Origin of the sequence: Sphingopyxis lindanitolerans (genome assembly GCF_002993885.1) — a bacterium.
GTDB classification, from domain to species: Bacteria; Pseudomonadota; Alphaproteobacteria; order Sphingomonadales; family Sphingomonadaceae; genus Sphingopyxis; species Sphingopyxis lindanitolerans.
This window is the reverse complement of record NZ_CM009578.1, coordinates 1,887,984-1,901,776: the sequence shown is the minus strand read 5'-3', so window position 1 is coordinate 1,901,776 and position 13,793 is coordinate 1,887,984. Positions and strand designations below refer to the sequence as shown.

9 protein-coding genes are annotated in these 13,793 nt (G+C 65.5%); 8 read left to right on the top strand and 1 reads right to left on the bottom strand.

The features are described from left to right. Window positions 1–51 precede the first annotated feature (51 nt). Window positions 52–435, bottom strand: coding sequence for a hypothetical protein (locus tag CVO77_RS09120; RefSeq protein WP_105998763.1), 384 nt, complete (start codon window positions 433–435; stop codon window positions 52–54). Window positions 436–1,058: 623 nt separating this feature from the next. Between CVO77_RS09120 and CVO77_RS09115 the strand changes: the two genes are divergently transcribed. From CVO77_RS09115 to CVO77_RS09080, 8 genes are all read left to right on the top strand, one after another. After that, complete coding sequence (locus CVO77_RS09115; RefSeq protein ID WP_192878892.1) at window positions 1,059–4,073, top strand: TonB-dependent receptor; 3,015 nt, start codon at window positions 1,059–1,061, stop codon at window positions 4,071–4,073. 144 nt (window positions 4,074–4,217) lie between these two features. Continuing rightward, window positions 4,218–4,940 (top strand): SapC family protein, encoded by a 723-nt coding sequence (locus CVO77_RS09110; RefSeq protein ID WP_105998761.1) that lies wholly within the window; start codon window positions 4,218–4,220, stop codon window positions 4,938–4,940. Continuing rightward, window positions 4,933–5,961 (top strand): cupin-like domain-containing protein, encoded by a 1,029-nt coding sequence (locus CVO77_RS09105; protein ID WP_105998760.1) that lies wholly within the window; start codon window positions 4,933–4,935, stop codon window positions 5,959–5,961. The genes CVO77_RS09110 and CVO77_RS09105 overlap by 8 nt, the downstream gene beginning before the upstream one ends. Continuing rightward, window positions 5,958–7,457, top strand: coding sequence for a tryptophan halogenase family protein (locus CVO77_RS09100; RefSeq protein WP_105998759.1), 1,500 nt, complete (start codon window positions 5,958–5,960; stop codon window positions 7,455–7,457). The genes CVO77_RS09105 and CVO77_RS09100 overlap by 4 nt, the downstream gene beginning before the upstream one ends. A gap of 103 nt (window positions 7,458–7,560) precedes the next feature. Next, entirely contained in the window at window positions 7,561–8,613 is a 1,053-nt protein-coding gene (locus CVO77_RS09095) for a LacI family DNA-binding transcriptional regulator (RefSeq protein ID WP_105998758.1), read from the top strand. Further along, window positions 8,606–9,808 (top strand): MFS transporter, encoded by a 1,203-nt coding sequence (locus tag CVO77_RS09090; RefSeq protein ID WP_105998757.1) that lies wholly within the window; start codon window positions 8,606–8,608, stop codon window positions 9,806–9,808. The genes CVO77_RS09095 and CVO77_RS09090 overlap by 8 nt, the downstream gene beginning before the upstream one ends. 124 nt (window positions 9,809–9,932) lie before the next feature. Continuing rightward, on the top strand, window positions 9,933–12,413 hold the full coding sequence (locus CVO77_RS09085; protein WP_242446157.1) for a glycoside hydrolase family 3 protein: 2,481 nt from the start codon (window positions 9,933–9,935) through the stop codon (window positions 12,411–12,413). A 53-nt stretch (window positions 12,414–12,466) separates the two neighbouring features. Beyond that, window positions 12,467–13,771 (top strand): sugar MFS transporter, encoded by a 1,305-nt coding sequence (locus tag CVO77_RS09080; protein WP_105998755.1) that lies wholly within the window; start codon window positions 12,467–12,469, stop codon window positions 13,769–13,771. Window positions 13,772–13,793: the final 22 nt, after the last annotated feature.

Below are 13,793 nucleotides of genomic sequence, written 5' to 3'. Positions count from 1 at the left end.
TGTTTTTCGGCGTCTGTCCCAAACCGAGGCAGAATTCAACTGGCTAACAGATCAGATCGTCCCGATTATGTACATCTGGGAGTTGCGATCCCCCAGTTCCGCATAGGAAGAGGCCACATTCAGGGTCGTGCTCGTGCGGCGCAACTCCCTGCCGAACCTTTCGGTTCTCACCGCCAGCGGACTGCCGGTCACCGTCGATCGCACCGTCAGCGCCGATACGGTCTGCGCCAGAAGCGAAACGGTCGCGGTTCCGCCCGCGACGGTCGCCGAAGGGCCGCTGATCATCATGCCCGGATTCGCGCCGGCAAAGGTCCATAGCCCCACGGCGCCGAGCTGCGAATCCGCACGCGCGGCATCGCCCAACGGCTGGATGATAACCGTCACGCCCAGCGTTCCGCTGGAGGAATAGCCCAAATCCTGCGCATGGGCCGGCATATGCAACCCGATTAGTGGCAGGACGCATGCTGCCATTGCTGACGAATGCCTCATTGGCCGATCACCTTCAAAGTTCCGGGCGATGCCTAGCGCGAAGCGATTAAATTTCGGTGTAGAGGCCTTGATCGGCCGCTTGGTCGGCCACGAGCGCCTGCGGAAATGATACGATTGCCGTTCCGCCTCGGGCGCGGGCAGGCGAACCGCTCGCACAGGTGCGCCGATGCCGAATGCCTCATCGGATATCGGCAACCGCAGCGTGTCCGATGGGGAGCGATACCGCCGCATTTCTTATCGCCAGCGCCGTCCATGTTTTTCGCTTCTCGTGGCGGCGGGCCGGGCATTGCATTCGTAATCGCAGCCCTCCCGCGGCTGCCTTTCCGCGCCAAACCCAGTCGCGGGTGCGGGGCTGGACAATCTGTAAAAAATCATTTTAATTCAAAACGTTTATGATTGGTCTTCGAGCGGGGCCGATTGGATTTTTCATCGCATGCAACGATCCATCTTCCTCGGTGTCTGCTCTGTAACGGACCCGCGAATGCGTTGACAAAGAGAACGTTATCATTTAGGTGAACGTTCACATGAAAAGCGCCGTCATCAGAACGGTTCAATCGGGAGGGTTAGGGATGCAGGCTTCGCACAGGCATTGGCTCGCCAAGCTTTTGGTCGGCACGTCGGCACTGTCGCTGATCGGGGCGGCGCAGACCGCGGTGGCGCAGGAGGCGCCGGCGGATACTGTCGGCGGCGGCGACGAAATCGTCGTGACCGGCATCCGCGCCAGCCTCGAATCGGCCACCACGATCAAGCGCGATGCGCAGGGCGTCGTCGACGCGATCTCGGCCGAAGACATCGGCAAATTTCCCGACACCAACCTCGCCGAATCGCTTCAGCGCATCACCGGCGTGTCGATCGACCGCTCGAACGGCGAAGGCTCGACCGTGACCGTTCGCGGCTTCGGCCCCGAATTCAACCTGGTGACGCTGAACGGCCGCCAGATGCCGACCGCGATCATCGGCGACGGCGGCAGCGCGCCCTCGTCGCGCTCGTTCGACTTCGCCAACCTCGCGTCCGAGGGCATCGCCGCGGTCGAGGTCTACAAGAGCGGTCGCGCGACGATCGAATCGGGCGGCATCGGCTCGACGATCAACATCCGCACCCCGCGCCCGCTTGACAGGCCGGGGATGCGCGGCAGCCTGTCGGTCAAGGGCGTCTATGACAGTTCGCGCAACGAAGGCCATCCGATCACACCCGAAATCTCGGGCATCTTCAGCACCACCTTTGCTGACGACAGGATCGGTATCCTGATCACCGGATCCTATCAAAAGCGCAAGTCGAGCACGAACCAGGCCAATGTCGGCTGGCGCGACGGCTATTTGGGCGCCGAAGAAAATATGTGGGGCGGGTTGGCTTTTCCCGGCGATCCGCGCTTCGCCAACATCACCAATCGTCCGGGGCCGGCCGACGTCTATCAGGTGCCGCAGAACGCTTCCTACGATCTCAACGACATCGACCGCGAGCGCATCAACGGCCAGGCGGTGCTGCAGTTCCGTCCCGTCGATGGGCTGACCGCGACGCTCGATTACACTTATTCGCGTAACACGGTGCAGACGCGGAACAGCAATGTCGGCATCTGGTTCAACCACGAAGACACGACGAGCGCGTGGACCGACGGTCCAGTCGCCGGGCCGATCTTCTATTCCGAACATTTTGCGGCGCCGAACGCGCCGCCGAGCGAAACGACGCTGAACAGCGGCAAGGATCTGTCCTACAGCGGCGCGCTCTCCGACAACCGCGCCGACAACCGGTCGCTGGGTTTCAACCTGACCTGGCAGGGCGACAACGGCGTGACGATCGACCTCGACGCGCATCATTCGACCGCGACGGTGAAGCCGGTTAACCGGTTCGGGTCGAGCATGTCGGTCGGCAACGCGATCTTTGGCATCCAGAACCAGATGGTGAATTTCGAGAACGACATGCCGGTGCTGTCCTACGAAATGTATCCGGGGATCGATCCGCTGAACGCGGCGCTGATCCAGCCGACGGGCAATGCGTTCCGCGCCGCCTATTTCCGCGACGAGATCAACCAGGTGCAGTTGCACGGCCGCTATGATCATGAGGGCGGCTTCCTCGACAGCATCGATTTCGGCGTCTCCTATGTCGAAAACAATGTGCGGTCCGCCTTCGGCACGATCCAGAACGATACCTGGGGCGGCGCGGGGCCGGCGTCGGACATTCCCGACGACATTTTCACGCTCGAGACCATCCCTGACAAATTCCCGGGGCTCGCGCAGCCGGGAATGATCCAGAGCTTCTACACATTCGATTTCGAGCGGATGGCCGATCTGATCGAAGGCCTCTACGGCACCTGCAGCCATCCGCTGACCGGCGCGCAAGCAATTCCCGGCACCTGCATCGCGGCCTATAACACCGACCGGCGCATCACCGAAAAGACGTTGGCGCCCTATCTCCAGGTCGCGACCCAGTTCGACGTCCTGGGCAATCCCGCGCATTTCGTCGCCGGGGTCCGCTATGAGTCGACCGACATTTCGTCGGCGGCGCTGGTGCCGGTGCCCGTCGACACGCGGTGGGTGGGCGAGAATGAATTCAACATCGTCCTGTCGGGCGACAGCGATTTCACGCGCTTCAAGGGATCGTACGAGAATTGGCTGCCGGCGTTCGACTTCGACGTCTCGCCGCTCGAGGACCTCAAGCTGCGCGCGTCATACAGCCACACCATCACCCGCGCCGACTATGCCAATATGCAGGGCGGGCGCACGCTCGACACGTTGTTCCGCGTCGGCGGCGGCACCGGCGCGCAGGGCAATCCGGGGCTGGTCCCCTATAAGTCGAAGAATATCGACCTGTCGGCCGAATATTATTATGCACCCGGCAGCTATGTGTCGGTCGGCTGGTTCCACAAGGACGTCAGCAACTTCATCTCGACCACCCGCGTCGATACCCCGGCTTTCGGGCTGACCACGCCGGTCAACGGGCCGCGCTGGAATGCGGCGATCGCCGCAGTCGGGCAGGGCGCGACGGTGTCGCAGATCCGCCAATATATCTTCGAACATTACCCCGACACCGTGACGATCACCGGCGGCGGTCCGGGCACCTATGTCGGCGTCATCAACAGCGCGCCCGGCGACCCTCTGCTCAATTTCCAGATCACCCAGCCGATCAACAGCGACCAGACCGCGTCGCTCAACGGATGGGAATTTGCGATCCAGCACAGCTTCTGGGATACCGGCTTCGGCGTCATCCTGAACTATACGATCGTCAACGGCGACGCAGTCTACGACAACACGCAACCGGCGTCGGTGCCGCAATTCGCGCTGACCGGGCTCAGCGACAGCGCCAACGCCGTCGCCTATTACGACAAAAATGGGTTGCAGGCGCGCGTCGCCTGGAACTGGCGCGACCAGTTCCTTCAGTCCACCGGGCCGAACCCGACCTATGTCGAGGATTATTGGCAGGTCGACGCCAGCGCGAGCTATGAGTTCATCCCCGGCTTCACCGCTTTTGTCGAGGGGATCAACCTCACCGGGCAGGGACGGCGCGCGCATATGCGAAGCAACAATAATGTGACCTTCGTGTCGCCGGGCTATGCCCGCTACGCGGCCGGGATCCGGTTCAACTTCTAAGTGCGGCAACCTTCCCTGCCGCCTGTTGGTGAGAGAGTCGCGCCTTCGGGGCGCGGCTCTTTTGCGTGACGGGCGGCGGCGGGTGGCGTAGGAACGTTCCCAATGGCGAAAATGTCCACTGCCAGACAGGAGAAGACAGACCGGATGACCAGCCATACGCTCCTTGACAGCAACACCCACCGCGACCTTCGCATATGCGTTGATGCGGGGGCGGACCTGGGAGACGGGGTGATGGCGACGCTGGTCGTGCCGTCCGAATTTCGCCGCGTGCAGGCCGATTTCCCGATCCTTTTCCGGCGCGAGACGGGGCGGGAGCTTTTTTTCGCGGTTGCATTGCTGGGGTTCGAGACGGGCGAGAATCTCTTTCTCGACGGCGCGCGCTGGGACGGCGGCTACCGGCCGCTGTCGCTCGCGATCCAGCCCTTCCTGATCGGCCGGCCGCCGGGCGGCGAGGGGTCGGGGCAGGTGCATATCGACCTTGCCCATCCGCGCATCGCGCAGGATGGCGACGAGGGCGTACGACTGTTCGACTCCGAGGGCCGGCCAACCCCGTTCCTCGACGCCATCGCCGACCGGCTCGGCGAACTCGACGAAGGCTATCGCGGCAGCGGCGCCTTCTTCGATGCGCTGGCCGAACATGAACTGCTCGAGCCCTTCACTTTCGAGGTAATGTTGGACGACGGATCCCTCCATTCGCTCGTCGGCTTTCACATCATCGACGAGGCGCGGCTGCGCGCCCTCGATGCCGCCGCGCTCGGTGCGCTGCACGCGGCGGGGCATCTGATGCCGATCTTCATGGCGCTCGCCTCGCTGTCGCAACTCGCGGAACTCGCCCGGCGCAAGAACCGCAGGCGGCGCGATGGCTGAGCGGGACGCACCGATCGACGACCGCATCGCGCGCGTGTCCGAGCGCGAATGGCGGGAAACGGGGCTGGATGCGCTACTGAACGGCGCGCGCGAACCGTTCGTGCTGCGCGGACTCGTCGCCGACTGGCCGCTCGTCGCTGCGGGCCGGGACTCGGCGGAGGTGGCGCGCCGCTATCTGCTGGATCATGCGCGCGACCGCGCCTTCAAGGTCGCGATTGGCCCGCCGGGGCACGATGGGCGGCTGTTCTACGACGCCGACATGGCGATGAATTTTCGCACCGGGACGGGCAAGCTCGCCGACATCTTCGCGGGGCTGGAGAAGGGCGAGATACTCGGCGACATCCGCACCGTCTATCTCGCCTCGATCGACATTCCGACGCATTTCGACGGGCTCGACGACGCGAACCCGATCGATCTCGGCGCGCGCGACCTGTTGAAGAGCATCTGGATCGGGACGCGGACGCGCATCGCCGCGCACAATGATTACCCCGACAATCTTGCCTGCTGCGCGGCGGGGCGGCGGCGTTTCACTTTGTTTCCGCCCGACCAGTACCGCAACCTCTATCTGGGGCCGATCGACAACACTCCCGCCGGCCGCACCGTCAGCATGGTCGATTTCGCCGCGCCCGACCTTGCCGCCTATCCGCGCTTCGCCGACGCGATGGCCCACGCGCAGACAGCGGAGCTGGAGCCCGGCGATGCGATCTTCATCCCCTCGATGTGGTGGCACCATGTCGAGGCGCTCGCCGACTTCAACATATTGGTCAATTACTGGTGGCGCCGCACCCCGGCGTGGCTTGGCCAGCCGCAGGACGCGCTCCATCATGCGATCCTCGCGATCCGCGACATGGCGGGCGAGGACAAGGCGATCTGGCGCGACCTGTTCGACCATTATGTCTTCGACAACGACGGCCGGGCGACCGGCCATATTCCCGAACCGGCGCGCGGCATCCTCGCTCCTCTCACGCCTGAGAGCGCGGGGCGGCTGCGCGCCTTCTTGCTAAGGACATTGAGCCGATGAGCGAAAACAGGCAGCGCCGCCGCGTCGTGATCGCCGGTGGTGGGACCGCGGGCTGGATGATGGCGGCGGCGATCGCGCGGACGATGGGGGCGACGGTCGACCTGACGCTCGTCGAATCGGAGGCGATCGGCACCATCGGGGTCGGCGAATCGACGATCCCCCCGCTGGTCAATTTCAACCGCATCCTCGGCATAGCCGAGCCCGAATTCATGCGCGCGGCGCAGGCGACCTTCAAGCTCGGCATCTTGTTCGATAATTGGAAATATGACGGAGACAGCTATTTCCACAGCTTCGGCCTCAGCGGCAAGGACCACTGGTCGGCGGGGTTCCAGCATTTCTGGCTGCGCGCGCGGGCGGAGGGCTATCCGCACAGCTATGACGAATATTGCCTCGAGCTTGTCGCGGGGCTCCAGGGCAAGTTCGCGCATCTGCCCGAAGACCGCATGAACTATGCCTATCATGTCGATGCGACGCTTTACGGTCGCTTCCTGCGGAAGCTCGCCGAGGCCGACGGCGCGAAGCGCGTCGAGGGCAAGATCCAGACCGTCGAGCTCGATGGCGAGAGCGGCAATATCGCCGCGCTGCTGCTCGACGGCGAGCGGCGCGTCGAGGGCGACATGTTCGTCGACTGCACCGGCTTTCGCGGCCTGCTGATCGACGGTGCGCTCCATGCGGGGTTCGAGGATTGGGGGCATTGGCTGCCCAACGACAGCGCGGTCGCGCTCCAGTCGAAGCATCAGGGGCCGCCGATGCCCTATACGCGCGCGATCGCGCACGATGCCGGCTGGCAATGGCGCATCCCGCTCCAGCACCGGATGGGCGCGGGGATCGTCTATTCGAGCCGTTACCTGTCGCGCGACGCGGCGCTCGACCGCCTGCTGTCGTCGCTCGGCGAGCCGCTGGTCGAGCCGATCGACATCAAGTTCAAGGGCGGAGTGCGGCGCAATCAATGGGTTCGCAACTGCGTCGCGGTCGGGCTGGCCGGCGGTTTCGTCGAACCGCTCGAGGCGACGACGGTGCACCTGATCCAGCGCGCGATCCTGCGCTTCATCCGCCTGATGCCCAACGGCCGGGTCAGCGAGCGCGACGCCATCGAATTCAACGAACAGCAGCGGCGGGACATCGAACAGATCCGCGACTTCGTGATCCTGCATTATAAGGCGACCGAGCGCCGCGACAGCCCCTTCTGGCGCCATGTCGCGGCGATGCCGATCCCCGACAGCCTGCAGCAGAAGATCGAGCTGTTCCGCGAAACCGGCCGGGTGTTCCGCAAGAATGAGGAATTGTTCGGCGAGAATAGCTGGGTGCAGGTGATGATGGGGCAGGGGATCGAACCGCAGAGCTGGCACCCGATTGCCGAGAAGCTGTCGGCCGACGAACTCGAACGCTTCATGGAGGGCTTGCGCGAGAGCGCCGCGCGCACCGCCGCGACGCTGCCCGACCATCAGGCCTATGTCGCGCGCTATTGCGGTGCCCAGGCGCCACAGGCGGCGTGATCATGGCGAAAAAGATGGAAATCGTGCGGGTTCGCATATGGCCTTGCGCCAGCGACGGCGCTAGCACGGCCGGGAGTAGCCTGAGGGGGAGCGGAACGGACTGATGGGACGTCGGCGGCAATCGGTGACGATCAAGCATGTGGCGGCCGATGCGGGCGTCTCGTTGCAAACGGTCAGCCGCGTCATCAACAACGAGCCCAATGTCCGCACCGAAATGAAGGAGCGGGTGCAGGCATCGATCGACAAATTGGGCTATGTCCCGTCGATCGCGGCGCAGCGGATGAGCGGGTCGCGTTCCTATCTGATCCTCGCGATCAACGACCGCGAACGCACGATCGCCGACTGGAAGGCGCGACAAGGCACCGACTGGGTCGACCAGATGCTGTTCGGCGGTATGCTGAAATGCGCCGAATATGGCTATCGGATGATCTTCGAGCTGGTCGATACGCACAATGACCATGTCGAACGCGAACTGCGCGCGACGATCGCGGCGCTCCAGCCCGACGGGGTGATATTGACCCCGCCGCATTCGGACAATCCGCTGATCGTGGGCCTGCTCCATCAACAGAAGATTCCTTTCGCGCGGATCGGCTCGCACGGCGGCGCGGCAGGGATCGCGCTGACGATGGACGACGAGGGGTCGGCGGCGCGCGCGACGCGGCATCTGATCGGGCTCGGTCACCGGCGCGTCGGCTTCATCTCCGGTTCGGTCGAATATGACCTCAGCCGCTGGCGCATCGACGGTTGGAAAGCCGAGATGGCGGCGGCGGGACTGCCGGTCGACGGCCTGCTCGCCGAGGGCGATTTCAGCTACGCCTCGGGCGATGCGGCGGCTCGGCGCCTGCTCGGCGGCGACGACCGGCCGACCGCGATCATCGCCAGCAACGACCAGATGTCGCTCGCCGCGCTCGAGGTTGCGCGCGAAATCAGGCTCGACGTGCCGCGGCAATTGTCGCTCGTCTGCTTCGATAACACCCCGATCGTCCGCTTCAGCCAGCCGCCGCTGACCGCGGTCGACCAGCCGGTTGCCGAGACCGTGGCGCGCGCGGTCGAACTGATCATCGCGGCGCAGCGCGGCGCGCCGCGACCTACTGAGCCGACCGTCGTCAGCGGCGGGCTGGTCGAGCGCGGGTCGACGGCGCCCCCAGATGGCTGACGGCGAAGCGTCGGCGCCGTCGGCGCAACGCCAATCGACGCGCTTCCTGCTGCTCTATGCGCTCGCCGCCGCGGGCGGCGCGATCGCCTATGTGCCGTTCCTGACGCTGCTGCTGCCCGCGCGGATGGCCGAACTTGCGGGAGCCGAGGACGTGCGCTGGCTCGGCTATCTGACCTTCTTCGGTGCGCTCGCGGCGAGTGCGGGCGGGGTGCTTTTCGGCTCGCTCAGCGACCGCACGCAAAGTCGGCGTCCGTGGGTGCTCGCGGGGCTGATCCTCACCATCGCGCTGCTGCTTGCGGTGCCGCGCGCGCGCGATGTGCCGACCCTGCTCGCGGTACTCATCGCGTGGCAGCTTGCGCTCAACATGATCCTCGGGCCGCTGTCGGCATGGGCGGGCGACGTCGTTCCCGACGCACAGAAAGGGCTGCTTGGCGGGCTGCTCGCTTTCTCGCCCGCGCTCGGCGCCTGGTCGGGCGCGCTCATCACCCTGCCCGGGCTCGCGTCGATGGAGCAGCGGGTGACGGCGATCGCCCTGCTCGTCGCGGCGGCGATCCTGCCCGCGCTGCTGTTCGGTCGGCCGCGCGCCTTTCCCGAACTGATGCAGGTCGCGCTGCGCCGCGAACGACCAGTGCGCGCCGCCGCGCGGCCCGCGGTGCGGATGTGGCTGGCGCGGCTGCTCATCCAGATCGCCGAGGCGGCGCTGTTCGCCTATCTCTATTTCTGGTTCCGGTCGATCGATCCGACGATGGGGGATCACGCGAAGGCGGGACTTTTCAGTCTCGCGCTGACCATCGCGGTGCCGGTCGCGCTGTTCGCCGGGCGCTGGGCCGACCGCCACCACCGCCCCTTCGTGCCGCTGGCCGCCGCCGCGGCGCTGACGAGCGCCGGGCTGATCGGTATGGCGCTGGCCGCCGATCCGGCTTCGGCGAAGGCGGCCTATCTGGTGTTCGGCATCGCGACGACGGCATTCCTGTCGCTCCACGCCGGGCAGACGCTGCGCGTCCTGCCGCGCGCCGACCATCGCGGGCGCGATCTCGGCTTCTTCAACCTGACCAACACGATTCCGTCGCTGATCATGCCGTGGCTGACGATCTCGCTGGTCCCCGGTTTCGGGTTCGGCGCGCTGTTTCTGTTGCTCGCGGTGCTCGCGGCGGCGGCGGTCGTGCTGCTCGCCACCATGCCCCGCACCGCCTGATTTCTCCTGCCGAACTGGATGCTTGATTTCGCAGAGGGGCTGTGCGAGAGAGAATTTGATAACGTTCACATATGCGATATTCATGGGATAGAGGATGGGAGAGACGATGCGGAAGGCGATGGCCATGGCGACAGCGCTGCTGCTGGCGGGAACCGCCGGTATGGCGATGGCGGACAGTCCCGCACCGGCTTCGTCCTCCCTGTCGGCCGTGGTCCATCCCGACCTCTGGCCCGCCGCGAAAAGCCCCTCCACGATCACCGACGCCGCGACCGAAGCGCGCATCGACGCGCTGATCGCGAAGATGACGATCGAACAAAAGGTCGGCCAACTGGTCCAGGCCGACATCAGCACCGTGACGCCCAAGGATCTCGAAACCTACCCGCTCGGTTCGATCCTCGCGGGCGGCAACAGCGGTCCCAATGGCAACGAGCGGTCGAGTGCCGCCGATTGGGCGAAGCTCGTCGGCGAATTCCGGGCAGTGTCGCTGCGCCCGCAGGCCAATGGCGTCGCGATCCCGATCATCTTCGGGATCGACGCCGTCCACGGCCATAATAATGTCCCCGGCGCGACGCTGTTCCCGCACAATATCGGCCTCGGCGCCGCACATGATCCCGAACTGATCCACCGCATCGGTCAGGTCACCGCGGCTGAGATCGCGGGCAGCGGCATAGAATGGACCTTCGCCCCGACGCTCGCGGTGCCGCAGGACCTGCGCTGGGGGCGCAGCTATGAAGGCTATTCGTCCGACCCGCAGCTCGTCGCCGACTATGCTAGGGCGATGGTGCTTGGGTTACAGGGTCCGCTCGTCGCCGGACGCTCGATCGACGGCACGCACGTCGCCGCGACCGCCAAGCATTTCCTTGCCGACGGCGGCACCTTCGAGGGCAAGGATCAGGGTGACGCGAAGATCGGCGAGGTCGAACTGATCGCGAAGCACGCGCAGGGCTATCCTGCCGCGATCGACGCCGGCGCGCTGACCGTGATGGCGAGCTTTTCGAGTTGGAACGGGGTCAAGAACCACGGCAACAAGGGGCTGCTGACCGATGCACTCAAGGGCAGGATGGGCTTTGCCGGCTTCGTCGTCGGCGACTGGAACGGCCACGGTCAGGTCGCGGGATGCAGCGTCACCGACTGCCCGCAGTCGATCATGGCAGGGCTCGATATGGTCATGGCGCCCGATAGCTGGAAGGGGCTTTACGCATCGACGCTCGCCGAGGCGAAGGACGGGCGGATCACGAGCGAACGGCTCGACGACGCGGTGCGGCGCATCCTGCGCGTGAAATATAAGCTCGGCCTGTTCGACGTCGAGCACATCGACCGCGGCAATGTCGCCGCCGTCGGCGCGCCCGAACATCTGGCGATCGCGCGCGAGGCGGTCGCCAAGTCGCTCGTGCTGCTCAAGAATAATGGCAGTGTGCTGCCGATCGAGCCGGGTGCGCGCGTGCTGGTGACCGGCTCCGGCGCGAACGACATGGCGATGCAGGCGGGCGGCTGGACGATCAGCTGGCAGGGCACCGACGTGACCCACGCCGACTTCCCGAACGGCCAGACGATCTGGGAAGCGATGGACAAGGCGGTGCGCGACGCGGGCGGAACCGCGACGCTGTCGGAGGGCGGTGCCTACGAGGAAAAGCCCGACGTCGCGGTCGTCGTCTTCGGCGAGCATCCCTATGCCGAGTTTCAGGGCGACGTCCCGACGCTCGATTATCAGCCTGCCGGGGCAAAGGATCTTGCCGTCCTGAAAACACTGAAGGCGGCGGGGATTCCCGTCGTCGCGGTCTTTCTGTCGGGCCGGCCGCTGTTCACCAATCCCGAAATCAACGCCGCCGACGCTTTCGTCGCGGCGTGGCTGCCGGGGTCACAGGGGGCGGGAGTCGCCGACGTGCTCGTTGCGGGCAAGGACGGCAAGCCCGCGCGGGATTTCACCGGCAGGCTGCCCTTCGCCTGGCCCGCCGACGCGCGCGCGCCGGTCGAAAAGCCGCAATTCGCGGTCGGCTATGGCTTGACCTACGCCGACAGAAGCAAGGTGCCGACGCTGTCCGAAGAGCCGGGCATCGACGTCGCGAGCATGCTGAATGTCGCGAATTTCTTTTCGGGTGGCCGCGCGCGGTCGCCATGGCTGTTGTCGATCACCGACGCCGGAGGCTCGCGGCAGGTCGAATCGGCGCCGGTGGACAGCAGCTATGGCCTGCTCGCGACGCGCTCGGTCGACGTCGCGGCGCAGGAGGATGGCAAGAGCTTCATCTGGACCGGTCCCGCCTCCGTCCGCCTCGCGGGACCGGCCGCCGACCTGACGCGCCAGCTCAACAACAGCTTCGCGTTGCGGATCGACTGGCGGATCGACGCGGCGGGTTCGGCGCCGGTCACGCTGGCGTTCGGCGGCGCGCGTGTCGATCTGACCGCGCGCGTCCGCGCAGCGCCCGCGGACCGGGTTTCGACGATCAGAATCCCGCTACGCTGTTTCGCCGACGCCGGCGCCGACCTCGCGCGCGTCGGTGCCCCGGTGACATTGAGCGGCGACAAGGGGTTCGCGGTGACGCTGGTGAATACGAATGTCGAAGCGATCGGCGAAAATCCGGCTTGTCCGCTGGCGGTGCGTGGCTAAGCATAAGATAAGGGTCGCGTCGCCGGTTCAAGAGATAAGCTGGGAAGAAAGCCATGGCATTGGCGCCGAATGTCGCGACGAACATGGACCCGAACCCGGGCGGTGAGGGGGGCAAGAGCGGCGGCGGCACGCGCGTCGTGCTGATCCTCGCCTTTGCGGTGTTTTTCCTGCTGGGCGGCGTGACGAACATCAACGACCTGCTGGTCGGCAAGTTCAAGCCGATGTTCCACCTGACGCACGCGCAGGCGAATCTGGTGCAGATGGCGTTCTTCATCGCCTATGCCGCCTTTTCGATCCCCGCGGGCATCATCATGTCGAAGCTCGGCTATATCCGCACCTTCGTGCTCGGATTCGCTATCGTCGCGGCGGCGGCTTTTCTTTTCATTCCGGCGTCGGCGGCAGCCTCTTACCCCGGCTTCCTTGCCGCGCTCTTTTGCATCGGCGCGGGGATTACGGTTCTGCAGGTGGCGATGAATCCGGTGATCACGACCCTGGGGCCGAGCGAAACCGCGCACAGCCGCCTGACCTTTGCCCAGGCGTTCAATTCGATCGGCGTGTTCCTGATGATCTATGGCGGCGCAACCTTCCTGCTTGGCGATTCGCAGCCGCTCGACGCCGACATGGCGAGCGAGGCGCAAATTCAGGCCTATCGCGTCGCCGAGGGGGCATCGATCGGCACCGCCTATATGGGACTTGGCGTGCTGATGCTGGCCATCGCGGCCGTGTTCTGGATGTTCCGGGGGGTGCTCGATAATGCCAGGACCGAAGATGTGAAGATCGAGGGCACCTGGGGCCTGCTCACCCACAACCGCCGCGTCCAACTCGGCGCGCTGTGTATCTTCACCTATGTCGGCGCCGAAGTGGCGATCGGCTCGAACCTGATTGCCTATCTGGGCGAGCCGAGCGTGATGGGACTGGATCTCCAGGCCGCGGGCAAGCTGGTCGCGATATATTGGCTGGGCGCGCTCGTCGGCCGGTTGCTCGGCGGTTTCGTCCTGCGACTGGCGAAGCCGGGGCGTGTGCTCGCGACCTTCGCGGCGGGGGCGATTTCGCTGATCATCCTGTCGGCGGTGACGACCGGCGCGGTGTCGGGCTGGGCGCTGATCCTGGTCGGTTTCTGCAATTCGCTGATGTTCCCGACGATCTTCAGCCTCGGGACCGAGGGGCTCGGCGAACAGACGCCGCAGGGGTCGGGCATCATGTGCACCGCGATCGTCGGCGGAGCGATCGTCCCCTATCTGTTCGGAACGGTGGCAGACATCAGCGGCGACATCCGGCTCGCGCTGGCGGTGCCGTTGATCTGCTATGCGATCATTGCAAGTTTCGGGCTGTGGACGGCGCCGCGGGTGCCTGCGTAACGGCCGGCGCAGGCCTCGGCGC

What these genes read in the sequence shown, in the direction of transcription:
- CVO77_RS09120 (WP_105998763.1), bottom strand. Translation starts at nt 435, where the DNA reads ATGCCGGCCCATGCGCAGGATTTGGGCTATTCCTCCAGCGGAACGCTG.
- CVO77_RS09115 (WP_192878892.1), top strand. Translation starts at nt 1,059, where the DNA reads ATGCAGGCTTCGCACAGGCATTGGCTCGCCAAGCTTTTGGTCGGCACG.
- CVO77_RS09110 (WP_105998761.1), top strand. Translation starts at nt 4,218, where the DNA reads ATGACCAGCCATACGCTCCTTGACAGCAACACCCACCGCGACCTTCGC.
- CVO77_RS09105 (WP_105998760.1), top strand. Translation starts at nt 4,933, where the DNA reads ATGGCTGAGCGGGACGCACCGATCGACGACCGCATCGCGCGCGTGTCC.
- CVO77_RS09100 (WP_105998759.1), top strand. Translation starts at nt 5,958, where the DNA reads ATGAGCGAAAACAGGCAGCGCCGCCGCGTCGTGATCGCCGGTGGTGGG.
- CVO77_RS09095 (WP_105998758.1), top strand. Translation starts at nt 7,561, where the DNA reads ATGGGACGTCGGCGGCAATCGGTGACGATCAAGCATGTGGCGGCCGAT.
- CVO77_RS09090 (WP_105998757.1), top strand. Translation starts at nt 8,606, where the DNA reads ATGGCTGACGGCGAAGCGTCGGCGCCGTCGGCGCAACGCCAATCGACG.
- CVO77_RS09085 (WP_242446157.1), top strand. Translation starts at nt 9,933, where the DNA reads ATGGCGACAGCGCTGCTGCTGGCGGGAACCGCCGGTATGGCGATGGCG.
- CVO77_RS09080 (WP_105998755.1), top strand. Translation starts at nt 12,467, where the DNA reads ATGGCATTGGCGCCGAATGTCGCGACGAACATGGACCCGAACCCGGGC.